The sequence below is a fragment of the Vreelandella halophytica genome, assembly GCF_968193635.1.
In genome coordinates this window covers 1,602,894-1,627,715 of the sequence record NZ_OZ309107.1, presented here as the reverse complement: position 1 = coordinate 1,627,715, position 24,822 = coordinate 1,602,894, and the positions used below count along the sequence as shown (strand labels likewise).

Sequence of the window (24,822 nt, the reverse complement as noted above, 5' to 3'; positions counted from 1 at the left end):
GCTCTTGCCGTGCAATGGCGGAGAACGCATGAGCTTTACGGAACTTGGTCTGCAGGACGACTTACTACGCGCCATTAGCACCCAGGGCTATACCCAGCCGACCCCCATCCAGTTAAAAGCCATTCCCCTGGTACTGGCCGGGCGCGATCTGCTGGCAAGCGCCCAGACGGGAACGGGCAAGACAGCAGGCTTCACCCTGCCCATGCTGCAGCGGCTGAACACCGGCAAGCGCCCGGGTAAGCGCCAGGTACGCGCGCTGGTGCTCACCCCCACCCGCGAGCTGGCCGCCCAGGTCGGCGAGAGCGTCTCCGATTACGGCAAGTATCTGTCGTTGAAATCGCACATCATTTTCGGCGGTGTCGGCCAGAACCCCCAGGTACAAGCGCTAAGAGAAGGTCTGGACGTGCTGATCGCCACCCCCGGCCGGCTGATGGACTTACAGCAGCAGGGCCACGTGGATTTGTCCCAGGTCGAGATTCTGGTGCTCGACGAAGCCGACCGTATGCTCGACATGGGCTTCATTCACGATATCAAGCGCATCCTGAAGCTGTTGCCGAACAAGCGACAGAACCTGCTCTTCTCGGCCACCTTCTCCAACGAGATCCAGACGCTGGCCAACCAGCTTTTGGACAACCCGGCGCTGGTCGAAGTCGCGCCGCGCAACACCACCGCGGAAAAGATCGTTCAGACCATCTACCAGGTGGATCGCGATAAAAAGCGCGAGCTGCTGGCGCATCTGATCACCCAGCACGGCTGGTTTCAGGTACTGGTCTTCACGCGCACCAAACACGGCGCCAACCGCCTGGCCGAACAGCTTTCCAAGCAAGACATTCCGGCCATGGCGATCCACGGCAACAAAAGCCAGGGCGCGCGCACCCGGGCACTGGGCGCATTCAAAAGTGGCGATCTCCAGGTACTGGTCGCCACCGACATCGCCGCCCGGGGGCTTGATATCGACGAGCTGCCCTTCGTGGTCAACTTCGATTTGCCTAACGTTTCTGAAGACTACGTTCACCGCATTGGCCGTACCGGCCGGGCGGGCAGCAATGGCGAAGCGGTATCGCTGGTCTGCGTCGACGAGCATGCACTTTTGACCGGCATCGAGCGGCTGATCAAGCAGACGCTGCCTAAAAAGATCGAGCCCGGCTTCGAACCCGACCCCAACGCCAAGCCCCAGCCGATCGAAAACGGCCGCCGCGGTCAGCGCAAGCCCACCGGCCGGCGCCAGGAGCAAGGCGGCAACTCGGGTAACACCTCGCGTCGGGGCGGGCGCCGCTAGCGCCGAAAAGCGCAATGTGCGAAGGTTATGATTTTTTGGCCTAGGCCCACACGTTCAGGGAGTGATTATGGCGTCGTCTCAACTTATCAATGACTATCGGCAGTGGCTGGTTTTTCAACGCCAGGAGCAGCTGAGCCGGGAGCATCAAGGCGTGGTTCAGCGCCTCGAAGATGCAAAGGTAACCTCAAAACAGGTCGTAGAAGCCTATCGCAGTATGGCGGACAAGGCCTCCACCGAAGGCGCCTGCTACCGCACGCTGTTTCTGCGCGAAAGCGACGAAGAATCAGCGCTGGTCTGCGAAGGCTGGCTGTTTATTCGCCGCGTGCTCAGCGAAGAGAACAGCACCCGCGTTCGCGCCACGCTGCTTGAGTCCTTCACCCTCGAAGACGGGATCATCACCCCGGGCGACAAGCCGGCGCGCAAGGTCACCCTCGAGATTTTCGAAAGGCTCGACATGAACCGGGGCATGCGTACCGACGCCCGCGTCGACTGCCTCGAAGCACCGGGTGATTACCACTTTATCACCCTAATGGACACCGCCCGCGGCGATCTACGTACGCACCTCAAGTAGCCGCCATGGCTAGCCGTCGTACCCTGAGTTTCATACTGCTGATGTTTGTCGTGGGGCTGAACTTACGCCCCGCGCTTTCATCGGTGGCGCCGCTTTTGACTCGCCTTCAGGAAAGCGCCGGCTTGACGCCGGCGGCGGCGGGTATTTTGACCACGCTGCCGGTGCTCTTTCTGGGCCTGGCGGCCCCGCTTGCGCCGCTCATTGCGCGGCGAATCGGCAGTGAGCGCGCGCTCAGCGCCGCCCTTTTACTGCTCACCACCGCCCTTTTGATCCGCCCCTGGCCGCTGCCCGGCGTCCTGTTCGTCGGCACGGCCCTGGCGGGTGCTGCCATCGGTTTGGCAGGCACCCTACTGCCGGGACTGGTCAAGCGCGAGCTCCCTCAAAGTGCTGACCTTTTGACCGGGCTTTACACCATGGCACTTTGCTTTGGCGGGGCGCTCGGGGCGGGACTTTCCGTGCCGCTGGCCAACCTGCTGGGAAGCTGGCAGCTGAGCCTGGTGAGCTGGGGCGGTGTAGCGCTCATCACGCTTTCACTGTGGTCGACGCTTGCCCCCAGGCCGACTGCGCAGGTCACCTCAAGTGTTTCGGAAACATCCCTCAAGGCGCTTTTGCGCCAGCCGTTGACCTGGCAGGTGATGCTTTACATGGGCATTCAATCCTCCATGGCCTACATCGTGTTTGGCTGGCTGCCCACGCTCTTGGTCTATCGTGGCTATAGCGAAAGCGAGGCCGGGTTCACCATGGCGGTCTCGATCATCTGCCAGCTGGGCTCGGCGCTAAGCGCTCCCTGGCTTGCCCGCCTGGGCCGCGACCAGCGGCCAGCGCTTTTTGCCATGCTCACGTTTACCGCACTGGGGCTTTTCATGCTGATGGTCGCCCCGCTTAGCTGGCAGTGGCCAGGCGCTGCGTTATTGGGCGTGGGTCAGGGCGGCTGTTTCAGCCTGGCGCTGAGCCTTCTAGTGCTGCGAACCGCCAACGCTGGCCTTGCCGGTAAGCTCTCCGGGCTCGTTCAGGGCGGCGGCTATACGATCGCAGCGCTTGGGCCTTTCGGTGTCGGCCTGTTGCTCCAGGTGGGCGCGCGTATCGACCATATCGCCTGGCTGCTTTTGGCCCTGATCGGCCTTTGCTACGTGTTCGCTTTTTTGGCGGGGCGTCACCAACAGCTGGACGACCAGACCGGTACGCTTTGCGTTATAAAACAACGCGACCGGCGAGCGTAAGGAGTTTTTATGAATGCGGCCCCGCAACTGCGTAACAGCGCCGAGCTCGGCGAGCGGCTGCTGGTCATCTATACCGGCGGCACTATCGGCATGGAGCGCGGCGCCGAAGGTCTCGCCCCGGGCGGGGCCTTCGAGCAGCGTATGCACCGCGCCTTCGAGACCCTTCCGGTTTCAAAGCAGAGCGCGCTGCCGCCCTTCGACGTGCTAAGCCTGGCCACCTTGATCGACTCGAGCGCGGCCACCCCGCTCACCTGGCAGCAGCTGGCAACGCTGATCAGCGAACGCTTCAGCACTTACAAAGGATTCGTGGTGCTGCACGGCACCGATACGCTAAGCTTCAGCGCGGCAAGCCTTGCCTACCAGCTACAGGGACTTGACCGACCGGTGGTGCTTACCGGTGCCATGCAGCCACTCGAAGCGCCGGGCAGCGACGCGTTGGACAACCTTTACGGCGCGCTGCGCTTTGGGGCAAGCGATACGCTCAAAGAAGTCGCGATCTACTTCTCCGGTAAGCTTTTGCGGGGGGTGCGCGCCGTCAAGCAGCACAGCGAGGCGCCGGGTGCCTTTGTGAGCCCGTGCTACCCGCTTCTGGGCGAGCGCGTGGACAGCGATTTCATCGTCTATCCGGGGCGCGGCCTCGGTGCGACCCAGCGCGGCGCGCCCCGCTTCGAACTACCAGGCTATGCAGGCCAGGCCCAGGGGGAAGTGATCCGCCTGGCGCTCTGGCCGGGTATCAGCGCCTGGCAGTTGGAAGCACTTTTGGGCGATACGCGCGTCAAGGGCGCTCTTTTGCAACTTTGGGGAGCGGGCAACTTGCCCGGTGACCCGGCGCTTTTGGAGGTGCTGGCAAAGGCCTGCGGCGAGGGCAAGCTGATCGCTGCCACCAGCGTGTGCCCCCAGGGCAGCGTGCGCTTTAGCACCTACGCGGCGGGGTCGGGTTTAAGCGAGGCCGGCGTACTCAGCGGGGCGGACATGACGCCGGAAGCAGCACTGACCAAGCTGGTGCACCTGCTGGCCCAGCCACTGCCGGAAGAGGACCGCCGCCAACGCTTTTTGACCCCGCTGGTGGGCGAGCGCTAGGCACTATGGCATCGCTAGACACTATGGCATCCCAGGTACTATGGCATCGCCAGGCACTATGGCATCGCCGGGTATTCGGGCCATGTTGATGAAAAAACGTTCATGAACGTGGCTTGATGAACCAGGTTTGCTAGATTCAGTTACCAGCCGCTGCCGCCGGCTTCGATAAAAGCGGCCAATCGACGACCACCCAAGGAGAGCAACATCATGGAACAGCCCGTACACGAATTCAGCGATCTTTTCGAGCAGCTCGGACTCGACTCGGATAGCGCCTCGATCGAGACGTTTATCAAGCAAAACGGCCCGCTGCCCGACACCATGCCGATTGCCGAAGCGCCCTGCTGGAACGAAGGTCAGGCGGCGTTTCTGCGCGAGGCGATTGCAGACGACGCCGACTGGGCGGAAGTGGTGGGCCATCTCGACGCCGCCATGCACCAGCCCGCCTGATTCGCCTTACCCCTGCCTGCGCGCCGCTTCCACGCGGCGCCTGTACCACGCCCCGATCAAGAGCAAAAGCGCCAGCGCCACGAGCGGCAGCAGTACATCGAACTGCAACGCGTTCTCCTCCTCGATCGCTTCGAGGGCGCCGTATATGGCGCTGCTGTAAACGCCCCATTTGACCGAAAGCCCAAGCGTTGCCGCCAAAAGATAAGGGCCCAGCGGCAGCCGGTTGAGGCCCGCGGCGTAATTGATCACCGAGTGTGGAAAGCCTGGCAGTATACGAAGCGCGCACTGGGTGAGCATGTCGCTGCGCTGCTCGAGGGTATGCATCACTTTTTCGGTGAGCCCACCGGGTTTGATGCGCTCATGAAATCGAGCGGCCAGCTGGTAGGCGCCCAGCGCCCCTATCACGCTCCCCAGTGTCAGCATGGGGGTGGCCATCCACGGCGTATAAAACGGCGCGATCAGCCAAAGGCCGATACTGCCGGGAAGGCCAATGGCGAGGGTGACCGCCATGGCCGCAACGACGCTGACAATGACCGCCGGGTGGTGGGACATCCCGGCGGCCCAGCGCTTGAGTTCGGCTAGATCCGGCGAGTACCAGAGCCACACGTAGCCCACCATCATGAGCAGCGCAAAAAGCGTCACCCAGCGCCAGGAAAGGTGCCAGCGTCTAGCCATTGAGTCGCGCTTCGACGCGCTCGAGAATCTGCCGGCTGACCTTCCCCACCATGGGCTTGGCCGCCCGATTGACGGCTTTCTCCATCAGGCGGTTGCGGATATCGTAAGTGAGCGTGAGCGAGACGCGCGTGCCCTCGTCCACCGCTTCGAGCTGGTAGCGGCCCTGGTTTTTCACCCCGTCCAGGGACTCCCAGGCAAGCGTTCGGGGCGCGTCGATTTCGGTCACCTCCACGTCGAAGGCCCAATCCATGCCCACCGCGCGAACGTGCCAGCGGTAGCGGTTGTCGCCCAGGGTATCGATCGAGTGGATCATATCGGAGTAGTCGGCAAAATCTTCCACGCGTTTAAGCAGCTCGAACACCCGCTCGGGTGCGGCGTGGACAATCTCACTATGTTCTATGGTTGCCATGGGTGCATCTCTAAAGCTTGAACAATGAGCTTAACATGCCCAATTACGCGGACCCACAGGCCCGCTTTTTTACGCGACGGCCTTTTAACCAGACCCGTTAATCAGACCCGCGGCTAGCCAAGTGGCTGGCCAATGCGTAAACTGCGCAGCGTTCCGGACCGGACCCCGGACTCTAGCCTTCAAGGCACTCAATAAATTCTCCGGCCAGCGAGTATTAGCATGTCTGTCGATTCCTGTACACACTCCCCCGCCACCGTCGTGATCTACTCCGGCGGCATGGACTCCTTTACCGTACTGCACCGCGCTCTCAAAGAGGGGCTAAAGGTGCATGCGCTGTCCTTTGATTACGGCCAGCGCCACCGCCGCGAGCTCGACACCGCCCGCCAGGTGTGCGAAAAGCTCGGCGTTCCCCACCAGGTGGTGGATATACGCGCCATCCATGGGCTGATCGATAACTCCGCGTTGACGGATTCAAGCCAAACCATGCCCGACGCCGACTACGCCGAGGAGAATCTGCAAGCCACCGTAGTGCCCAACCGCAATATGATTCTTCTTTCGCTTGCCATTGCCAAGGCGGTGAACATCGGCGCGGCGCGCGTGGATTACGGCGCCCACGGCGGCGATCACGTGCTCTACCCCGACTGCCGCCCGGAATTCGTCGATGCCATGCGCCACGTCGCCGCCATCGCCAATTTCGAGCCGATCGAGGTGAACGCGCCTTACCTGAGCGTCAGCAAGGCCGAGATTCTGCGCGAAGGCCTGGCCATGAACCTCGACTATCGCGACAGCTGGACGTGTTACGAAGGCCGTGAGCTTGCCTGTGGCAAGTGCGGCAGCTGCCGCGAGCGTTTGGCGGCGTTTGAAGCCAACGGGGTGACCGACCCGCTTCGCTATGAAAGCGCAAACGGTGGCACCACGGTGGGAGAAAGCGATGTATCACGTTAAAGAGGCGTTCTACACCCTGCAAGGCGAAGGCGCTCAGGCCGGCCGCGCCAGTGTCTTTTGCCGCTTTACCGGCTGCAACTTGTGGTCCGGGCGGGAAGTGGACCGGGCAAGCGCGCGCTGTACCTTCTGCGATACCGATTTTATCGGCACCGATGGCAACGGCGGTGGGCGCTTCGACGACGCAGAGGCGCTTGCCGCGCATATCGCCAGGCGGTGGCCCGAGGCTGGAAAAAACGCCGTGCCCTACGTGGTCTTTACCGGCGGCGAACCGCTTTTGCAGCTCGACCCGGCATTGATCGAGGCGGTGAAAGCGAACGGCTTCGAAATCGGCGTGGAGACCAACGGCACCGTCAGCGTGCCCGAGGGCATCGACTGGCTGTGCGTCAGCCCCAAAGCGGGCAACGCCCTGAAAGCCCTGACCGGCGACGAGCTAAAGCTTGTGTACCCCCAGCCGGAGGCGGCGCCGGAGCGCTTCGAGTCACTCGGCTTTACGCACTTTTTCTTACAGCCGATGGACCAGGGGGGCTCGCTTGACAACCAGGCGCGGATTCAAGCCACCACCGCCTACTGCATGGCGAACCCCCAGTGGCGGCTTTCGCTTCAGACTCACAAAATCGCAGGGTTCGAATAATGGCGCTGTTTGTCGATCAATTAAGCCATATCGATGTATCGGTATGGTGCCCCGAAAAAGGCCTGACCGGCTGCAGCTGGCAGGTAGATGCGGTGTTGGACGGTGAGCTTGGCGAAAACGGCATGCTGTTCGATTTCGGCAAGGTCAAACCCTTCATCAAAAAGACGCTGGACTCAGGCGTCGACCACACCCTGCTGGTGCCGACCAGGGCACCGGGGGTTAGCGTTAGCCGCTGCGAGGAAGGCCTGTGCGTTCGCGCCACTACACCCTACCCGTTTGAGGTGCGCGGCCCGGCAAGTGCGTTTACATTGCTCGAGACCGAGGAAGTAGCCCTTGACGCGCTGACCGAATCGCTAAGCCAGGCGCTTACCCAAAGCTGCCCGGAAAACGTCGCCCGGGTTGCCCTTACGCTGACCAATGAAGTGATCAACGGCGCGGCCTACGGCTATAGCCACGGCCTCAAGCGCCACGACGGCAACTGCCAGCGCATCGCTCACGGCCACCGTTCAAGGCTTGCGGTATTTCAGCACGGCGAACGCCAGCAGGAACTCGAGCGGCAGTGGGCGGCGTGGCTCGACCAGCGCTACCTGCTCGAGCGCGCCGATATCGCCTGGCAGGATGATAAAACCCTCGAATGCCGCTACGTAGCCGGTGAAGGCGCGTTCAGCATCACGTTGCCGGTGAGCCGCTGTGCGGTGCTGCCCTACCCCACCACGGTCGAGAACATCGCCCGCTGGCTCGCCGCCGAGATCGCCCAGGAGACCGGCGAGCCCACCCGGGTTCACGCTTTCGAAGGGTTCAACAAGGGCGCCACGGCCGCCGAGGGCGTTTGAGCGATGGCGGCGCTGATTGCCAGGGAGCAGGCCGACAAGATCAACGGCGGCTGCCGTGCCGGGTGCGGGGCGTGCTGTATCGCGCCCTCCATTAGCTCGCCCATCCCGGGCATGCCCAAGGGCAAACCCGCGGGCGAGCGCTGCGTGCAGTTGGATAACGACAACCTGTGCAAACTGTTCCAGGACCCCCGCAGGCCCAACGTTTGCGCGCGGTTCGTCTTCGACAGCGACGTATGTGGCAGCCACCGGGACGAAGCGCTCGCCACGCTTTCATGGCTCGAGGCGAGCACCTGAGGCCAGGCCGGCGCTAGCTTTCTATGCCGGCAGGCTGCGGTAAACGCCGCTCCAATAGATTCACCCAGCGCACCAGTATCGGCGCATCGCTATGGCTCACGTTTGAAAGCCGCTCACGGAAGAGCTCCCGGGTTTTTTTATCCTCCGGCGCAATATGCGTTAGCCAAAACTCGAGCGCGGCCAGTTCGTGATGCCGGTTACCCTGCTCGCGGGCATGGTCGATAGCGAGCTCCGCCAGCGGCCTTACCTCGCTCAATGGACGCCCCTGGAGGTGGCGCACCCGCGCCAGCTGAGTGGCGATTTCAGGAAGAAACAGCGTGCGCCGCTCCCTGGCAATCACCAGGCACTGATCCAGGTACTCTTCGGCGGCGCCTAGCTCTCCAAGTTCGATACATGCATCCGCGTACCAGAGCACCGGCCGCTGAAAGCGGTCGCGCCCATTGAGCTCGGCCATCTGATCCAGACTTTCCTTGAGCTTCACAAGCCCCGCCGGGTCGCCGCTTAGCGCCTGTTGCCACCCCAACACGCCCTGAGCGGATATCTGCCAAAGCTGCAGGTCCGGCGTTGCGGTCATCGCCGCGGCGCGTTCGGCGTGGCGGGCGGCCAGGTGAATGTGACCCAGCTGGCGGTAAAGCGCAGTGGCGAACATCAGCGCCATGGCAAGCGTGCCCGGGTGGCCGATTTTTTCCGCCAGGCGAATCGCCGCAGCGATATGGCGCTCGGCGCGCTGGTAGTCGCCGCGCAAACAAAGCGCCCAGCCCTGAAAACTCGCCGCGCTCACCTGGGGGTGGTCCGAGAACGGCAGCCACTCGATCATCATCGAGGCATTGAGCGGGTCGATTTCGTTTAGGTGATCGAACGCCTGAGCAATGCGCCCGGCCCAGTACTCACACTGGGCCCCGGCGGAGTCGGCAAGCCGTGCGTAGCGCGGGTCCTCGAGGCGCCTGGCGATATCGGAAAGCGTCGCGGCCAGCGCAAAGGCATCGGCGTGGGCGTAGCGTTGGCTACGGCTCAGCCAAAGCCCCCACTTCACCAAAAAGATCTGCTCGAGGTCTTCCGGGTCTTCCGGGGTGTCGTCGCCGTTGGTGCGCAAAAGCTCCCGGGCGCTCACGAAGCACTCGTGGGCGATGGGCGAGCCGTGCCCTTCCAGGGCGAAGGCGGCCTGACCCTTGACGGTTAGAAGACTCACTTCGCGCTCGGCGCGATCCTCGACATGCTTCAAACAGCCAAGCCCGAAGTCGGCCATCTGCAGCGCGGTGCGGTTGGCGCTGACCTTGAGCGCCTCCCGGGCGGCAAGCTCGAAGTAGCGGGCGGCGCGGGCGTGGTGACCGCTGCGGCGCAGATGCGTGGCAAAGTCGCCGGGCCGGCGGCTGATCCACATCGGGAAGCGCTCTTCGATCAACGTCACGACCTGCTGGTGAAGCGCGGTGCGCACGTCTTTCGGGCAGGAAAGGTACGCCGCTTCGTGCAGCAGCTGATGGCTGAACTGATAGTCGGCCTCGACGCCGGAGGATTCGACTGGCTCGATGATCTCGAGCTGGCGCATGTGCTCGAGCGCCTTGAGAAGACGCCCCTTGTCGACCTGACTACTCTCGATGAGCATGTCAACCTGGAACCGCCGCCCGAGTACCGCCGCCACGTGGGCGATCTCGCGGTCGCGCTCCAGCTGGTCGATCCGACTGGCCAACAGCCCAAGCAACCCCTTGGGCAGCTCGTTGAACTGTACGCTGCGCCCTTCACGACGGTCCATGTCGAGCCGCCGACAGATCTCCTGCAGGTAGAGGGGTACGCCGTCGCAGCGCTCGACGATCTGGTTGCGAAGCCGCGGGCTTAGCTGAATCTGGTAGCGTTTGGCCAGCTGGGCCAAGAGTCGCCCGGCCTGGCCCGCATCGAGCTTGCCGAGCATGATCTGCTGATCCCAGTGCAGCTTGACCGGCAGCGGTTCACGCCCGTGGTGGCTTGCCACCAGCATGAAGGCGGTGTTGATGGCCAGCCGCGCCTGCAGCCCGCTGAGCACCTTGAAGGACGGCTCGTCCAGCCACTGCAGGTCGTCGATCATCAAAAGCAGCGTGCGCCGCTGCGCCTCGCGCTCGATCAGGCAGTGCAAGAGCCTGGCGACCAGCTCCACGGCTTCGCCGTTTTGGGTGAGCTGAGCGGTGTCTTCGATCTCGCGCACCCCCAGCGCCTGTTCGAGCAGTTCTTGGCGTTCGCTGCCAAGCTCGGTAAACGAAAGCGCCTGTTGAAGCGTATGCAGCGACTCGAGCGTCGGCGGCTGCTGGTCGTGCCAGGCAAGCAACTGGCGGGCCACGCCGTAGGGTTCGAGCACCGAAAGTCGCGTGGTGGGCAGCCAACACACCGCCGTGTCGCGGCTTAACTCGAGCTGACGAAAGCCGACCATCAGGGCAGACTTGCCCATCCCGGTACCGCCGCGTACCAGTACGCTTTGTCTAAGCCCGATCCCCGCCCTAGCCTGGGCGTCGCGCAGCGTGCGCAGCGCGGTTTCGCGACCGATCAAACTGGGCGGCATGGCATCGCGCCCCCCTTCGTTCTGGCCCAGCACCAGCGCGCGCAGGCGCACCCGGCCATCGCTTGCCACCAGCCGCGACGAGAGGCGTGGCTGCAGGTCGAGCGCCGGCGGCATGTGCTGGCTCGCCTGCTGGGAGATCACAAGTTCGCTCCCTTCGGCAGCGCCCATGAGCTCCAGCGAAAGTTGCGTTACCTGGCCAAGCGGGTCCGCCAGTTGGCGCTCGGGCAGGTAAACCACCTGGCCGCTATTGAGCCCCGCGGTGAGCTCGAAAACCGGCGGCTCTTGATCGATACTCCAGCGCCGTGAAATTTCCTGGGGCAGCGCCTTGCGGCAGTGCTCGTACAGCGCGACCAGCTCGGCCAGCTGGTGGGCAGGCCCGTGGGTTCCAAAGCAGGCAAGCCCCAGCCCGCCGGTGGCGCCGGGTAGCCAGAAACCGCCCAGGTGGTGGCACTGCTGCTCCAGCCAACGCAAAAGCTCCAACTGCAGATTCAGGCAGTGGCGCATGGTCCCCCGCTCCTGCCAGTCGCCTTTCAGGGTCAGCCGGATCGCCATGACCGAAAGCTGGCGAAGCTCGATTTCGTCCTCACGCAGCGGCTTGCTGTCCGCCGCCAGCGCCCGCGAGTAGGCCCCCTGAGGAGTCACTACCGGCGTGTCGTGCTGACCATCGGACCAGTAACTTGCCAGTTGCAAAAAACCGGGCTCGGGCTGCTGGCCCGAGAGCGCTAAAAGCTGCAGGTAGCTTTGGTACTGTTCGTGGGCGGCGGCCATCTGGTTCTTTTCCGCCAACTGGCGCACCAGCCGCTCATGAAACGGCCCGTAGCCGGAAAAGCTGCTGACCAGCTCCTCGATGACCGTGTCGGGCACTTCCTTTTGGGCGTTGAGCACCTGCTCGGCAAAGCGGATGACCCGCTGGCGCCACTCGTTGCGTACCTGCACCAGCCAGCGCTGAAATTCGCTACAGTTGGTCAGCTGGAGTTCCTCGACCAGGTCGCCCTGGTAGCAGGCCAGCACCGCCTCCAGGGTTTCCAGGTTCTGGGGACCTTCGATTAACGCCTGTAATTCGTGAAGGTCGACCTGCCAATGCGCGGGCAGGTTGAAGGCGATGGTTTGGCGGGAAACGTTGAGGACCGTGTCGGCGCTACTGCCCAGCGACTGGCGCAGGCAGTGCAGAGCGTGGCGCAGGTTGGTGCGCCCGGACGAGAGCCCCTGGTCCGGCCATAGAAGCTCGGCAAGGGCGGCACGATTGACCGGCTGGCGATGCAGCAACAGATAAACCAGCAGGGCTTTGACTTTGTCGTAGCTGAAATGCGTCAGCACGACCTCTTCGAGGGTAAGGGAGAAGTGGCCAAAAAGGGTTAGCTTGTCGATCTGCTTGGCATCGCGCATGAGACACATCCTACCTGGACGGGTGCTCGACTCAGGCCGGCACACCGCTATGAAAACGAAACGCTGTATCGGGTGAAGTAATCAACTCGGCTTCACACGCTACAAAAAAGGCGATGCGGTCGTCGATCGCATCGGAAGTTTGCTGTCGGGCCAGCAGCAGGTAGTCCTCGAAATGGCGCCCTTCCGACTTCACGAGCGTACGGTAAAACCGAGCGAGCTCTTCATCGAGATAGGGAATCAAGCGAGCGAAGCGTTCACAGCTGCGCGCCTCGATCAGCGCGCCGATGATCAGGATGTCGATCAGCCGCTCGGGGTCGTTGCTGCGCAGGTGTTGTCTAAGCCCCTCGGCGTAGCGCGAGGCGCTCAGATGCGTATAAGCCACGCCGCGGCGCTCCATCAAGGCGACCACCTGCTCGAAATGCAGAAGCTCCTCGCGGGCCAGCTGCGACATCTTGCTAAGCAGCAGCGGCTGGTCGACGTAGCGATAAAGCAGGTTCATCGCCGTCGAGGCGGCCTTTTTTTCACACTGCGCGTGGTCGATCAAAAGCGTTTGCGGGTTGGCCAGCGCCCAGCCAAGCCAGGCATCCGGTGTTTGACAGGCCAAAAACGCGTTGAGACTGGGGGGAAGCAGATCCTCCGCACCAAGGGAATGATCTGCAGGATTCAATACGGCTAACTCTATCGACATATACGGTTACCAAGCGCCTTTATTCATTGATGACACGCCAAAACCTGGCGCTGCTCCCGTTATACTGGGCTCACTGACCCTTAAGGCACTATAACACGCGTTTTGACGCCCTCATGGTGAAGCGCGGGGCCGCGTGTTCGAGCGTTCACCCCCGGCGCGTGGGCTTTTGATACTTAAGCCCATAACACCCCTGTTATTTAATGGTCTATGGCAGGGTGATTGCAAACGGCTTTTTATGCGAGGGCTTGCAGGCCTTCTCTTCTCTGCGCCTCGCTCAGTTTAAACGAACGTTTGCCACGTTGAGTAGGGCCAACAAACGCAAACTCCCCGCCGTCGTCTTAACATTGTCGACAGTTTCCCGTAGAATCCACGCCATCCACCAGACGCTGTTTGTCAAGCGTATGTCACGTGTCATGGCGCATACTCGATACCGTGTGGGTATGCGACCGGCACCATTAAGAAGATGAGAGGGCCCCAACGTGCTTGAAGCTTACCGCCAACATGTCGAGGAACGCGCCGCCGATGGCGTACCACCCAAGCCCCTGAACGCCGAGCAGACCGCGGCTTTAATCGAGCTTTTGAAAAACCCGCCGGCCGGTGAAGAGCAGAACGTACTCGAGCTTCTCACCCACCGCATTCCGCCCGGTGTCGACGAAGCCGCCTACGTCAAGGCCGGCTTTTTGACCGCAATCGCCAAGGGCGAGGCAAGCTCTCCTCTGGTCGACAAGATTCACGCCGTCAAGCTTTTGGGCACGATGCAGGGTGGCTATAACATCGTCTCGCTGGTCGAGCTTCTCGACAACGACGAGCTGGCTAAAGAGGCCGGCGAGCAGCTCAAGCACACCATTTTGATGTTCGACGCTTTTCACGACGTCGAAGAGCGCGCCAAAAACGGCAACGCCGTCGCCAAGGATGTCATCGCGTCCTGGGCCGAGGCGGAGTGGTTCCTCTCCAAGCCTGCGCTCGAAGAAAAAATCACCTTGACCGTATTCAAGGTACCCGGCGAAACCAACACCGACGACCTCTCCCCGGCGCCGGATGCCTGGTCACGCCCGGACATTCCGCTGCACGCCAACGCCATGCTCAAAAACGAGCGTGACGGCATTCACCCGGAAGTCCCGGGCTCGCGTGGGCCGCTCGACCAGATCAACGAGATCAAGGACAAAGGCTACCCCGTGGCCTACGTGGGCGATGTGGTCGGTACCGGCTCCTCGCGCAAGTCCGCCACCAACTCGGTGCTATGGTTCTTCGGCGACGACATCCCGTTCGTGCCCAACAAGCGTGCCGGCGGGTTCTGCTTTGGCGGCAAGATCGCCCCGATCTTCTTCAACACCATGGAAGACTCCGGCGCGCTGCCCGTCGAGATGGACGTCGACAAGCTCCAGATGGGCGACGTTATCGACGTCTACCCGTATGAAGGTAAAGTCTGCAAGCACGGCACCGATGAGGTGTTGACCACCTTCGAGCTCAAGACCCAGCTGGTGCTTGATGAAGTGCGCGCCGGTGGCCGTATTCCGCTGATCATTGGGCGGGGCTTGACCGGTAAGGCGCGGGAATCCATGGGCCTGGGAGCCTCCGACGTTTTCCGTCTCTCCGAGCAGCCCAGGGATACCGGCAAAGGCTTTACCCTTGCCCAGAAGATGGTCGGCAAGGCCTGCGATCTTCCCGGCGTGCGCCCGGGCATGTACTGCGAGCCGAAGATGACCACCGTGGGCTCCCAGGACACCACCGGCCCGATGACCCGCGATGAGCTCAAGGATTTGGCGTGCCTGGGCTTCCAGGCCGATCTGGTCATGCAATCGTTTTGTCACACCTCGGCCTACCCCAAGCCCGTGGACGTCGACACGCACCACACCCTGCCCGACTTCATCATGAACCGGGGCGGCGTTTCACTGCGCCCGGGCGACGGCATCATTCACAGCTGGCTCAACCGCATGTTGCTGCCGGATACGGTCGGCACCGGCGGTGACTCCCACACCCGCTTCCCGATGGGCATCTCCTTCCCCGCGGGCTCGGGTCTGGTGGCGTTTGCCGCCGCCACTGGCGTCATGCCGCTGGATATGCCGGAATCCGTGCTGGTGCGCTTTAAAGGCAAGCGCCAGCCAGGTGTCACGCTTCGCGACCTGGTGCACGCCATTCCGCTTTACGGTATCAAACAGGGTCTCCTGACCGTGGCCAAGTCCGGCAAGAAGAATGCGTTCTCCGGCCGCGTACTCGAAATCGAAGGCCTCGAGGATTTGACCGTCGAGCAGGCGTTCGAGCTTTCCGACGCCTCCGCCGAGCGTAGTGCGGCGGGCTGTACCATCACGCTATCCGAAGAGAGCGTGACCGAGTACCTGAAGTCCAACATCACCCTTTTGAAGTGGATGATGGCCAACGGCTACGGCGACGAGCGTACCATCAGCCGGCGTATCGAAGGCATGGAAGCCTGGCTTGCCAACCCGAGCCTGATGCGCGCCGACCAGGACGCCGAGTACGCCGAAGTCATCGAAATCGACCTCGACGAGATCAAAGAGCCGGTTCTCTGCGCGCCCAACGACCCGGACGACGCGCGGCTTCTTTCCGATGTCGCCGGTGAAAAAATCGACGAGGTGTTTATCGGCTCGTGCATGACCAACATCGGTCATTTCCGCGCGGCGGGTAAACTGCTCGAAAAACAGCCTGCGGGCAGCCTGAAGACCCGCCTGTGGCTGGCGCCACCGACCAAGATGGACCAGCACCAGTTGACCGAAGAAGGCTATTACGGCATTTACGGTCGCGCAGGTGCCCGCATGGAAATGCCGGGATGTTCACTGTGTATGGGTAACCAGGCCCGCGTGGAAGCGAAAAGCACCGTGGTGTCTACGTCTACACGTAACTTCCCGAACCGCCTGGGCGATGGTGCCAACGTGTACCTGGCCTCGGCGGAGCTGGCGGCGGTGGCCGCCGTCGAAGGCCGCCTGCCAAGCGTTGAAGAGTATCAGCGCTACATGGCCGAATTTGACGCCATGGCCGGCGAGATCTATCGTTACATGAACTTCCACGAAATCGAGGAGTATCAGAAGATTGCCTCGAACGTGATTCCGGTTGCCCAGGAAGCTTAAGCCGCTTTTGGCAACCACCCCATCGCCGATGCTCGCACCATCGCAGGGCGGTCAATTATTTGCCGCCCTGAGCCGATGACCGAACGCCCCGCTCCTCTTACGAGGGCGGGGCGTTTTTTATGCTCACCCTCCTCCATTCAAGGAACACTTTATGTCGACCACCGCTACACCTGCTTTAAACATCGTGACCCCGGACCTTTGCGATGCCAACCCCCAGGTGGCCGTTCTCGATCCGCTCTTCGTCAATATGGGCGGTGTCGAGGCCTTTTACGGGCGGGTGCGTACGATCAAATGCTTCGAGGATAATTCCAGGGTAAAAGAGGCGGTTGCCGAGCCCGGCGAAGGCGCGGTACTGGTGGTCGATGCCGGTGGCTCCTACCGCTGCGCCATGCTGGGCGACATGCTAGCCGAGCAGGCCGTTAAAAACGGCTGGGCCGGCGTTGTGATGTTCGGCTGCGTGCGCGATGTGGATATTCTGGCGACGCTTTCGCTCGGCGTTCAGGCGTTGGGCAGCCATCCTCGCAAAAGCGAGAAAAACGGCGAAGGCCAGCGCGATATCCCGGTCACCTTTGCCGGCACCACCCTCCAGCCCGGCCAGTGGCTCTACGCCGATAACAACGGTATTATCGTGTCCGACGCTGCCCTGGCCCTCTCTTAAGCCGCTTGTCCGGCGCGACCCAAACGCCGCGCCTGCACTCACTTCAAAAGCTCCTTTTTTATGCCGCCGTTGACCACCCTGGGCCACGCCCTCTATCGAACGCTGAAAGACCACCTAAGACCGCTGATCGCTTATCACCTGATCTATACGCTGCTGGCGTCGGCGCTGGTGCTGCCCGCCATTGGCTGGGTGTCGCAAACCCTGCTTTCAGCGCTCAACCGCACGGTCATCACGACCGAGGCGCTGGTCGCGCTGCTTTTTAGCCCGCTTGGTTTGTTAACCCTGTTGGTGGGGCTCTGGTTCGCCTTTTTGCTGATTTACTGGCAGCAGGCCGGCATGCTGCTGGTCGCCACCCGGGCCCGGGAAAACCACTACCGCCTCGCTTTTGAAGCGCTCTGGCTGAGTACCCGGCGTCTGCCGGCCCTTGCCGGGCTGGTCATCGTTCAGGTCAGCGCCCACCTGTTACTGCTCGCCCCCTTCATGCTTGGGCTTACCTGGCTATTCGATCTCTTTCTCAGCGATCTGGATCTCTACTACCTGCAGCGCGTTCGCCCGCCGGTACTTTGGTACTTCATTGCCTGCGCGCTGCCGTTGGTCTTGATATGGGCGAGCCTGGCGGCCTGGCTCTATCTTCGCTGGATGCTCGCCCTACCGCTGGTGGCCGTCGAGCAGCGCTCGCCGCTGGCCGCGCTTAGACAGAGCGTGCCGCTCACCCGGGGCGGGCGGCGCTCGATCGGCGCGGCGGTACTGATACTGCTGGTGCTGATCGTGGCGCTTCCGGTGCTCGTCACCTTACTTTTCGATTTGATCGTCACGCCGATTTTGTGGTGGCTGCCCGAGCGAAGCGCCGTACTGATCCCGGCGATGCTTGCCTATCTTACCGGTTACGTGCTGATCACCTTGACCATTACCTTTCTCGGCATTGCCGCCAATGCCCTGCTTTCGGCGTGCCTCTACCTTCAGTTGGCCTGCCGCGAGCCCCATCCGGCGCCCAGGGTGACCAACGCAAACCCCGGCCGTTTGGCCTGGGCGGTCGAGGCCTTCGTGCTGGTATTTGCCGCGCTACAAGCCTGGTGGATTCTCAACAGTTTCGAGTTGCGCGATAACGTGGCGGTAATCGCCCACCGGGGAAGCTCCATGGTCGCGCCGGAAAACACTCTGGCCGCCGTGCGTCAGGCGCTCGAGGACCGGGCGGATTTCGTGGAGCTCGACGTGCGACTAAGCGCTGATGATGCGGTGCTTCTGTACCACGACCGGAGCCTGACACGGCTGACCGGCGACCCCCGGGATTTCAATGATCTGACCCGCGAAGAGCTAAGCGGCTTCGACGTGGGCAGTTGGTTCGGCGACGCCTTCGTCAACGAGCCCATCGCCGGGCTCGATGAAACGCTGGCGCTGGTGCGTGGCAAGGCGGGGCTGATGATCGACATGAAAGCGTTGCCCCGGGACGAGCAGCGCCTGGCCCAGGCCGTGTTGGATGCCCTCGATGCGGAGTCGGACATTCGCTACCGCTGCTGGGCAACCCAGCCAAGCGCGCTCGATGGCATGAGCGAATGCGGCTTTCCCCACGCGCAGATGGATATGCGCGTAGCCACCACGACGCCGGGCATCGTCACCTTCATCAAGGAGCAGGCGCCGGCGCTTCGTGTCACGCTGCTGGCTCAGCTGATTTTGCCGGGCACGCTCGACCGGCGCAGCTTCGACGCGCTGGGCCTTCGCCATAACCGCATCACCCAGCACGAGATCGAACTCGCCGGGCGCTACGGCTACGAGATACACGCCTGGACGGTCAATGACCGCGCGCGGATGTCGACCCTGATCGATCTAGGCGTGGATGCGATCATTACCGACTACCCGGATCGGCTGAGCATGCTAATAGAAGACCGCCATGCCTTGAGCGATGGCGGTCTGATACTGGTGAAACTGCGCAACTGGCTGCGCGAGTAACTTGACCTTAAGGCCGGGCTACTCGCCCATCACGACGCCTTCACGGCGCGGGTCGGCGCCGCCGAACAGCGTGCCGTCTTCCAGGCGGCGGATTGCCTGAAGACCACTGGTCAGCTCGCGCTCGCTGACGCTATGCCCGCGCTGGGTGAGCGACTCGATGGTCGCCTCGGGAAAGCGCCCTTCTTCGAGCCAGACATCGCCGCCCAGCGTGACTGCGTGGGGCAGGTTCAGCGCTTCCTGGGCGCTCAGGCCCCAGTCCCGCATGGCCAGAAGCGTGCGTGCGGTGTAGTGAATGATCGCCGCACCGCCGGGCGAGCCCAGGCTTGCCACGAAATCGCCGTTGTCGTGGTCGAATACCAATGTCGGGCTCATGCTCGAACGCGGCCGCTTGCCGGGCTCGACCCGGTTGGCCACCGGCTCACCGTCGATTTCCGGCTCGAAGGAGAAGTCGGTCATCTCGTTATTGAGCAGATACCCGCCGGCCAGGCCCGTGCCGCCATCGGCCATGATGCGCGAGCCAAACGCCTGCTCGATGGTGGTGGTCATGGCCACCGCGTTGCCCTCTTCATCGACGATACTGATGTGGCTGGTGCCGTACTCGGGCTGGGTGGGCTGGCTTGCATAGCTCACCTCGAACTCGCCGGGGTTACCAGGCTCGGCGCTCTCGCCCATACTGGTCTCCTCGATCAAACGGCTGCGGCTTTCCAGGTACTCCGGGGCGAGCATCAGCGACCAATCGCCCCCTGGCGCCTCGACGAAGTCCGGGTCGGCGATATAGCGGCCACGGTCGGCAAAGGCGAGCCGCGACGCTTCCAAAAACTGATGCAGCCAGCCGCTGCTCGCCGCGCCGTTATCCAAAGGCGCCTCGATCATCGGCTGGTACTCCAGCATGCCCAGAATTTGCATGACGGTCAGGTGCCCCGAGGACGGCGGCGGAAAGCCGCAGACGTCCCACTGCTGCCAGGGCGTGCAGATCGCCTCCCGGGTGATGCTTTCATAGCCGCTCAAATCTTCCAGGCTCATTTCCCCCGGGCGGGTGTGGTGATTTTGCACCCGCTCGACCAGGTCCTGGGCCACGTCGCCTTCGTAGAAGGCGCGGCTGCCTTCGCTTGCTATCCGGCGAAGCAGCGCGCCCAGCGCCGGGTTGGTCAGCGTCTCACCCACTGCCAACGCCTCGCCTTGCGCGTCGTAGTAAAACGCCCCGGCGAGCGGGTCATCGCGCAGTGCCGGGTCTTCGGCAAGGCTTGTGTGCAGGCGCTGGCTCACTTCGAAGCCCTCCTCGGCCAACGTAATCGCCGGGACGAAGAGCGTCTCCCAGTCGAGCTGGCCGTGGGCGGCGTGGGCGGTTTCGAGCATCTTCAGCGTGCCGGGTACGCCGACCGAGCGCCCGCTCACCACCGCGTCCATGAATGCCAGCGGCTCGCCATCTTCCATGAACAGCATCTCGTCCGCCGCCGCCGGGGCGGTCTCGCGACCGTCGAAGGCGTCGATATCGGTGCCATCGAAGTGCATCAAAAAGGCCCCGCCACCGATGCCGCTGGATTGCGGCTCGACCAGCGTCAACACCATCTGCACGGCGATGACCGCGTCGATGGCGTTACCGCCGGCTTCAAGAATTTGCCGGCCGGCATCAGTGGCCAGCGGGTTGGCGGCGGCGACGGCGAATTTATCGTTCGCCCAGCCGGGTTTTTCCTCGTAGCCCGAGCCCACTTCCGGGGTCACCGAGGGCGCTTCGTAGGTAAAGCCAAAGCTGTAGAGCGGAACCAGCAATAAGCCGGTCAAGGGCAGCGTCGCCCGTAGTGGCAGCATGATCACTCCTGAGATGTTTCGAGGCCGAAGCCGGCGTTTTCTTGAGCGGGAAAAGGTGTTGGCTTACTCACCTGACAGGTTAGCCTATAAAACGCGTGCGCCCGGCACAATGGCCGGGCGCATTAATCGCTGAATTGGCAAGGCTACTTAGGCGATGGTTTCCCCGGCCAGCATGAACCAGGTCTCCAGCACCGCGTCCGGGTTGAGCGATACCGAGTCGATGCCCTGCTCCATCAACCACTTGGCAAGGTCCGGATGATCCGACGGGCCCTGCCCGCAGATTCCCACGTACTTGCCCTGCGCCTTGCACGCCTGGATCGCCATGGAGAGGAGTTTTTTCACCGCTTCATTACGCTCGTCGAACAGATGCGCGACGATGGCGGAGTCACGGTCGAGCCCCAGGGTAAGCTGCGTCAGGTCGTTGGAGCCGATGGAGAAGCCGTCGAAGTGCTCGAGGAACTCATCGGCGAGCAGCGCGTTGGCGGGCAGCTCGCACATCATGATGACCTTGAGGCCGTTCGGGTCATCCGGGTTGCGCGCCAGCCCGTTGGCGGCGAGCAGCTCCACTACGTCGCGCGCCTCGGTTGGCGTGCGCACGAACGGCACCATGATCTCGACGTTCTCGAAGCCCATGGTGTCGCGCACGCGCTTGAGCGCACGACACTCCAGCTCGAAACACGGCCGGAAGGCGTCGGAAACATAGCGCGAGGCGCCCCGGAAACCCAGCATGGGGTTCTCTTCGCCGGGCTCGTAAAGCTTACCGCCGATCAGGTTTTCGTACTCGTTGGATTTGAAATCCGAAAGCCGCACGATGACTCGCTGGGGGTAGAACGCCGCGGCCAGCGTCGAGATGCCTTCGACGAGCTTGTCGACGTAGAAGCTGACCGGGTCGTCGTAACCCGCGGTGCGCGCGTCGATCACCTGCTGTAAATCCGGCGTTTGGCGGTCGTACTCCAGCAGCGCCTTGGGGTGCACGCCGATCATACGATTGATGATGAACTCGAGCCGGGCAAGCCCCACACCGGCGTTGGGCAAACCGGCGAAGCCGAAGGCGCGATCCGGGTTACCCACGTTCATCATGATCTTGAACGGAATCTCGGGCATGGCGTCGACGCTTGAAACCTTGCATTCGTAATCGAGAATGCCTTCGTAGACGTTGCCGGTATCACCTTCGGAGCAGGAGACGGTGACGTCGATGCCTTCGCGCAGCTGGGTCGTGGCATCGCCGCAGCCGACCACGGCGGGGATACCCAGCTCACGCGCGATGATCGCCGCATGGCAGGTGCGCCCGCCGCGGTTGGTGACGATCGCCGAGGCGCGCTTCATGATCGGCTCCCAATCCGGGTCGGTCATGTCGGTGACCAGCACGTCGCCGTCGTTGATCTTGTGCATCTCATCCGGGCTGAGCACGATTTTCACCGTACCGCTGCCGATACGCTGACCGATCGCCCGGCCGGTGATCAGCCGGCGCCCTTTCTCCCGGAGATGGAAGCGCTCGAGCTTGCCGCCCTCCTGCTGGGACACCACGGTTTCCGGGCGCGCCTGGACGATGTAGAGCTTGCCGTCGTCGCCGTCCAGCGCCCACTCGATATCCATGGGTCGCTGGTAGTGCTTTTCGATGGTGACCGCCTGGCGGGCAAGATCCATGATCTGCTCATCGTTGATGCAAAAGCGCCCGCGATCAGAGAGCGGTACGTCGACGGTTTCGACGGACTTGCCGGCGCTGGCGCTTTCGCCGTAGACCATTTTGATCAGCTTGGAGCCCAGGGTGCGGCGCAGTACCGCCGGGCGCCCCGCTTCCAGGGTGGGTTTGTGAACGTAGAACTCGTCCGGGTTGACGGCGCCCTGCACCACGGTTTCACCCAGCCCCCAGGAGGCGGTGACGAACACCGCATCGCGATAGCCCGACTCGGTGTCCAGGGTGAACATGACCCCGGAGGCGCCGGTTTCCGAGCGCACCATTTTCTGCACGCCCGCGGAAAGCGCCACGTTCTCGTGGGCGTAGCCGCGGTGCACGCGATAGGAAATCGCCCGGTCGTTGAATAACGAGGCAAACACCTCGTGCACGGCGCGCTTGACGTTGTCAAAGCCTTCGATGTTGAGGAAGGTTTCCTGCTGGCCGGCAAAGGAGGCATCCGGCAGGTCTTCGGCGGTGGCGGAGCTTCGTACGGCGGCTTTCAGGTTGGGGTGGCGCTGTTGCAGGTCGGCGTAGGCATCTGCCAGGGCGCGCTCGAAAGCGGGCGGTAAGGGCGTATCGATAATCCACTGGCGGATGGTGCTGCCCGCTTGTGCAAGCGCCTTGACGTCGTCGACGTCCAAACGCGTCAGCAGCGCGTTGATCCGGTCGTTGAGGCCCTCGAAAGCGAGAAATTCGCGGTAGGCGTGAGCGGTGGTGGCAAAGCCGCCGGGCACGGTGACACCGGCGCCCGCAAGGTTGGAGATCATTTCACCGAGCGAGGCGTTCTTGCCGCCTACTCGCTCGACGTCGTTCATGCCCAGTTGATCGAACCACACAATGTACTCTTGCACGCAACACCCCTTTTAATCATCGACCGCGGGTTGAACCACCCGACCGGGTCTCGCCAGACCGGGGCTCGCCAGATCGGGTCGGTCAATTTCATTGAGCGTGTCACCCTATCACCGCCCCCTCGTATTCGCCATTAGTCTAACCGCGAAGTCAGTGAAGGTTTTTTACAACACGGCGAGAATTAAGGCGCTTTCTGTAGTCGCCCGCTCCATAGCGGCCTGGCCCGTTGTGCTTGCGACACCCAACGGTGAGAATAGCGCTTCACGCATCGAGGTGATCAACGGGAGAAAAGCATGAAGCGTACGGCATTTTTTATTTCCGACGGAACGGGGATCACCGCCGAGAGTTTGGGACGTAGCCTTTTGGCACAATTCAGCGGCGTCGAGATCACGATGCTCACCAAGCCCTATATCGACTCGGTCGAAAAAGCCCAGGCGCTCGCCAATATCATCGACGCCACCGCCAACCGCGACGGCCAGCGCCCGATCATCATCGACACCATCGTCGATCAGGAAATTCGCGACGTCATTCGCCAGGCCCAGGGCTTCAAAGTGGATGTGTTTTCGACCTTTTTGGCGCCGCTGGAGCAAGAGCTCGAGACCCACTCTTCGTATAGTGTCGGGCGAACCCACGCCATTGGTAGCGACGATGTCTACATGGATCGCATCCACTCGGTGCATTTTGCCCTCGACAACGACGACGGCGCGCGCACCCACCAGTACGATCAGGCAGACGTCATTCTGGTCGGCGTTTCGCGCTGCGGCAAAACGCCAACGTCGCTTTATCTTGCGCTGCAGTTCGGCATCCGCGCGGCCAACTACCCGATCACCGAAGACGATCTCGACGAGGACGGCAGTTTGAAACTGCCCAGGGTGCTCGCCCCGCACCGCCACAAGCTCTTCGGGCTGACCATCGACCCGCGAAGGCTTTCGGCCATTCGCAACGAGCGCCGTCCCAACAGCCGTTACAGCTCGATCGACCAATGCGTGCAGGAAGTCGAGCAGGCAAGCGCGCTTTACCGCACGCTTGGCATTCCGTTCATCGATACCACCCGCTTCTCGATCGAGGAGATCTCCACGCGCATGATCGCCGAAACCGGGCTAACGCGGCGTTTTTCGCCCCGCTAAAGAGGGGTAAGGCTTACAGCCCCTTGGGCGCGAAGATACCAGGGGCGTTGCGCCAGTAACCCTTGTAGTCCATGCCGAAACCGAACACGTAACGATCCGCCACTTCCAGGCCGCAGTAGTCGGCCTTGAGCCCCGGCACCGCCTTGCGGTCGTGCTGTTTATCGACCAGCACGGCGGTAGTGACGCTCGCCGCCTGGGCCTGTTGGCAGTAGTCCAGAATTGCCGCCAGGGTCGAGCCTTCGTCGAGGATGTCGTCGATGATCACCACGTGGCGCCCGGCCATCGGCACCTCCGGCGAGACCCGCCAGAAAAGCTCGCCGCCGCGCAGTTCGTTGCGGTAGCGCGTAGCGTGCAGGTAGTCGACTTCCAGCGGAAAGCCCAGCCGGGTCAGCAGATGACCGGTGGTGATCAGCCCGCCGTTCATCACGCAATAAAACACCGGCAGCTTGTCACCCAAATCCCGTGTGATGGCTTCGGCCATGTGATCGAGAGCTTCCTCGACCTGCGCCTGGGTGATCAGGCAGTCGGCGTTATCCATCAGCTCGCGCATTGAATCCAGGGATTCAAGGGCTTCTTTATCGAGTTTGTTCATCGAAGGGCTCCGGTATCAAGCGATCAAGGTTTAAAAAATAAAAGCGCCGGCGATACATCGGCGCTTCGAACGAGAAAAAGGTGTTTAAGGCGGC

20 protein-coding genes are annotated in these 24,822 nt (G+C 62.5%); 13 read left to right on the top strand and 7 right to left on the bottom strand.

Annotation, left to right across the window (positions count from 1 at the left end; genetic code table 11):
• Positions 1–28: 28 nt before the first annotated feature.
• From ACWHXT_RS07705 to ACWHXT_RS07685, 5 genes are all read left to right on the top strand, one after another.
• The gene (locus ACWHXT_RS07705) at positions 29–1,279 is read left to right on the top strand and encodes a DEAD/DEAH box helicase (protein ID WP_447928893.1); all 1,251 of its coding nucleotides are present in this window, start codon (positions 29–31) and stop codon (positions 1,277–1,279) included.
• A 67-nt stretch (positions 1,280–1,346) separates the two neighbouring features.
• Entirely contained in the window at positions 1,347–1,850 is a 504-nt protein-coding gene (locus tag ACWHXT_RS07700) for a hypothetical protein (RefSeq protein ID WP_447928892.1), read from the top strand.
• Between the two features lie 5 nt (positions 1,851–1,855).
• Positions 1,856–3,070, top strand: a complete 1,215-nt coding sequence (locus tag ACWHXT_RS07695) for an MFS transporter (protein ID WP_447957828.1) — start codon at positions 1,856–1,858, stop codon at positions 3,068–3,070.
• Between the two features lie 9 nt (positions 3,071–3,079).
• Positions 3,080–4,150 carry an asparaginase gene (locus ACWHXT_RS07690; protein WP_447957827.1) on the top strand — a complete coding sequence of 357 codons (1,071 nt, stop codon included), beginning with the start codon at positions 3,080–3,082 and terminating at the stop codon, positions 4,148–4,150.
• Positions 4,151–4,357: 207 nt separating this feature from the next.
• The gene (locus ACWHXT_RS07685; RefSeq protein ID WP_447928889.1) at positions 4,358–4,597 is read left to right on the top strand and encodes a DUF2789 domain-containing protein; all 240 of its coding nucleotides are present in this window, start codon (positions 4,358–4,360) and stop codon (positions 4,595–4,597) included.
• A gap of 6 nt (positions 4,598–4,603) precedes the next feature.
• On the opposite strand, the gene ACWHXT_RS07680 is transcribed toward ACWHXT_RS07685, so the two are convergent.
• A complete protein-coding gene (locus ACWHXT_RS07680; RefSeq protein WP_447957826.1) occupies positions 4,604–5,272 on the bottom strand; it encodes a TVP38/TMEM64 family protein in 669 nt (222 codons plus the stop codon).
• Complete coding sequence (locus ACWHXT_RS07675; RefSeq protein ID WP_447957825.1) at positions 5,265–5,681, bottom strand: SRPBCC family protein; 417 nt, start codon at positions 5,679–5,681, stop codon at positions 5,265–5,267. Before ACWHXT_RS07675 ends, ACWHXT_RS07680 begins: the two co-directional genes overlap by 8 nt.
• Before the next feature lie 219 nt (positions 5,682–5,900).
• Here ACWHXT_RS07675 and queC point away from each other — a divergent pair, with 219 nt between their 5' ends.
• The 4 genes from queC to ACWHXT_RS07655 are packed head-to-tail and all read left to right on the top strand — an operon-like array spanning position 5,901 to position 8,384.
• Positions 5,901–6,626 carry a 7-cyano-7-deazaguanine synthase QueC gene (queC, locus tag ACWHXT_RS07670; protein WP_447957824.1) on the top strand — a complete coding sequence of 242 codons (726 nt, stop codon included), beginning with the start codon at positions 5,901–5,903 and terminating at the stop codon, positions 6,624–6,626.
• The gene (gene queE, locus ACWHXT_RS07665) at positions 6,613–7,257 is read left to right on the top strand and encodes a 7-carboxy-7-deazaguanine synthase (protein ID WP_447528605.1); all 645 of its coding nucleotides are present in this window, start codon (positions 6,613–6,615) and stop codon (positions 7,255–7,257) included. The genes queC and queE overlap by 14 nt, the downstream gene beginning before the upstream one ends.
• Positions 7,257–8,090 (top strand): 6-carboxytetrahydropterin synthase, encoded by an 834-nt coding sequence (locus tag ACWHXT_RS07660; RefSeq protein ID WP_447957823.1) that lies wholly within the window; start codon positions 7,257–7,259, stop codon positions 8,088–8,090. Before queE ends, ACWHXT_RS07660 begins: the two co-directional genes overlap by 1 nt.
• Before the next feature lie 3 nt (positions 8,091–8,093).
• Entirely contained in the window at positions 8,094–8,384 is a 291-nt protein-coding gene (locus ACWHXT_RS07655; protein WP_447928884.1) for a YkgJ family cysteine cluster protein, read from the top strand.
• A gap of 13 nt (positions 8,385–8,397) precedes the next feature.
• Here ACWHXT_RS07655 and ACWHXT_RS07650 read toward each other — a convergent pair whose 3' ends face one another.
• Together ACWHXT_RS07650 and miaE are read right to left on the bottom strand one after the other, a co-directional pair.
• Positions 8,398–12,297: an AAA family ATPase gene (locus ACWHXT_RS07650; protein ID WP_447928883.1), complete on the bottom strand. Its 3,900-nt coding sequence runs from the start codon at positions 12,295–12,297 to the stop codon at positions 8,398–8,400.
• Positions 12,298–12,328: 31 nt separating this feature from the next.
• The gene (miaE, locus tag ACWHXT_RS07645) at positions 12,329–12,985 is read right to left on the bottom strand and encodes a tRNA isopentenyl-2-thiomethyl-A-37 hydroxylase MiaE (RefSeq protein WP_447928882.1); all 657 of its coding nucleotides are present in this window, start codon (positions 12,983–12,985) and stop codon (positions 12,329–12,331) included.
• Positions 12,986–13,464: 479 nt separating this feature from the next.
• Here miaE and acnB point away from each other — a divergent pair, with 479 nt between their 5' ends.
• The 3 genes from acnB (at position 13,465) to ACWHXT_RS07630 (ending at position 18,673) form a co-directional block, all read left to right on the top strand.
• A complete protein-coding gene (gene acnB / locus ACWHXT_RS07640; RefSeq protein WP_447957822.1) occupies positions 13,465–16,068 on the top strand; it encodes a bifunctional aconitate hydratase 2/2-methylisocitrate dehydratase in 2,604 nt (867 codons plus the stop codon).
• A 151-nt stretch (positions 16,069–16,219) separates the two neighbouring features.
• Positions 16,220–16,726 (top strand): ribonuclease E activity regulator RraA, encoded by a 507-nt coding sequence (gene rraA / locus ACWHXT_RS07635; protein WP_447957821.1) that lies wholly within the window; start codon positions 16,220–16,222, stop codon positions 16,724–16,726.
• 60 nt (positions 16,727–16,786) lie between these two features.
• Entirely contained in the window at positions 16,787–18,673 is a 1,887-nt protein-coding gene (locus tag ACWHXT_RS07630; protein ID WP_447957820.1) for a glycerophosphodiester phosphodiesterase family protein, read from the top strand.
• A gap of 18 nt (positions 18,674–18,691) precedes the next feature.
• Here ACWHXT_RS07630 and ggt read toward each other — a convergent pair whose 3' ends face one another.
• Together ggt and ppsA are read right to left on the bottom strand one after the other, a co-directional pair.
• Entirely contained in the window at positions 18,692–20,482 is a 1,791-nt protein-coding gene (gene ggt, locus ACWHXT_RS07625; protein WP_447957819.1) for a gamma-glutamyltransferase, read from the bottom strand.
• A 147-nt stretch (positions 20,483–20,629) separates the two neighbouring features.
• A complete protein-coding gene (gene ppsA / locus ACWHXT_RS07620; RefSeq protein WP_447957818.1) occupies positions 20,630–23,011 on the bottom strand; it encodes a phosphoenolpyruvate synthase in 2,382 nt (793 codons plus the stop codon).
• 291 nt (positions 23,012–23,302) lie between these two features.
• On the opposite strand from ppsA, the gene ppsR reads away from it, so the two are divergent.
• Positions 23,303–24,136 (top strand): posphoenolpyruvate synthetase regulatory kinase/phosphorylase PpsR, encoded by an 834-nt coding sequence (gene ppsR, locus ACWHXT_RS07615; protein WP_447895854.1) that lies wholly within the window; start codon positions 23,303–23,305, stop codon positions 24,134–24,136.
• A gap of 13 nt (positions 24,137–24,149) precedes the next feature.
• On the opposite strand, the gene ACWHXT_RS07610 is transcribed toward ppsR, so the two are convergent.
• Positions 24,150–24,728, bottom strand: a complete 579-nt coding sequence (locus tag ACWHXT_RS07610) for a hypoxanthine-guanine phosphoribosyltransferase (protein WP_447928876.1) — start codon at positions 24,726–24,728, stop codon at positions 24,150–24,152.
• Positions 24,729–24,822: the final 94 nt, after the last annotated feature.

Bases quoted from the DNA above. Each gene is read 5' to 3' on its own strand.
- ACWHXT_RS07705 (WP_447928893.1), top strand. From the start codon at position 29: ATGAGCTTTACGGAACTTGGTCTGCAGGACGACTTACTACGCGCCATT.
- ACWHXT_RS07700 (WP_447928892.1), top strand. From the start codon at position 1,347: ATGGCGTCGTCTCAACTTATCAATGACTATCGGCAGTGGCTGGTTTTT.
- ACWHXT_RS07695 (WP_447957828.1), top strand. From the start codon at position 1,856: ATGGCTAGCCGTCGTACCCTGAGTTTCATACTGCTGATGTTTGTCGTG.
- ACWHXT_RS07690 (WP_447957827.1), top strand. From the start codon at position 3,080: ATGAATGCGGCCCCGCAACTGCGTAACAGCGCCGAGCTCGGCGAGCGG.
- ACWHXT_RS07685 (WP_447928889.1), top strand. From the start codon at position 4,358: ATGGAACAGCCCGTACACGAATTCAGCGATCTTTTCGAGCAGCTCGGA.
- ACWHXT_RS07680 (WP_447957826.1), bottom strand. From the start codon at position 5,272: ATGGCTAGACGCTGGCACCTTTCCTGGCGCTGGGTGACGCTTTTTGCG.
- ACWHXT_RS07675 (WP_447957825.1), bottom strand. From the start codon at position 5,681: ATGGCAACCATAGAACATAGTGAGATTGTCCACGCCGCACCCGAGCGG.
- queC (WP_447957824.1), top strand. From the start codon at position 5,901: ATGTCTGTCGATTCCTGTACACACTCCCCCGCCACCGTCGTGATCTAC.
- queE (WP_447528605.1), top strand. From the start codon at position 6,613: ATGTATCACGTTAAAGAGGCGTTCTACACCCTGCAAGGCGAAGGCGCT.
- ACWHXT_RS07660 (WP_447957823.1), top strand. From the start codon at position 7,257: ATGGCGCTGTTTGTCGATCAATTAAGCCATATCGATGTATCGGTATGG.
- ACWHXT_RS07655 (WP_447928884.1), top strand. From the start codon at position 8,094: ATGGCGGCGCTGATTGCCAGGGAGCAGGCCGACAAGATCAACGGCGGC.
- ACWHXT_RS07650 (WP_447928883.1), bottom strand. From the start codon at position 12,297: ATGCGCGATGCCAAGCAGATCGACAAGCTAACCCTTTTTGGCCACTTC.
- miaE (WP_447928882.1), bottom strand. From the start codon at position 12,985: ATGTCGATAGAGTTAGCCGTATTGAATCCTGCAGATCATTCCCTTGGT.
- rraA (WP_447957821.1), top strand. From the start codon at position 16,220: ATGTCGACCACCGCTACACCTGCTTTAAACATCGTGACCCCGGACCTT.
- ACWHXT_RS07630 (WP_447957820.1), top strand. From the start codon at position 16,787: ATGCCGCCGTTGACCACCCTGGGCCACGCCCTCTATCGAACGCTGAAA.
- ggt (WP_447957819.1), bottom strand. From the start codon at position 20,482: ATGCTGCCACTACGGGCGACGCTGCCCTTGACCGGCTTATTGCTGGTT.
- ppsR (WP_447895854.1), top strand. From the start codon at position 23,303: ATGAAGCGTACGGCATTTTTTATTTCCGACGGAACGGGGATCACCGCC.
- ACWHXT_RS07610 (WP_447928876.1), bottom strand. From the start codon at position 24,728: ATGAACAAACTCGATAAAGAAGCCCTTGAATCCCTGGATTCAATGCGC.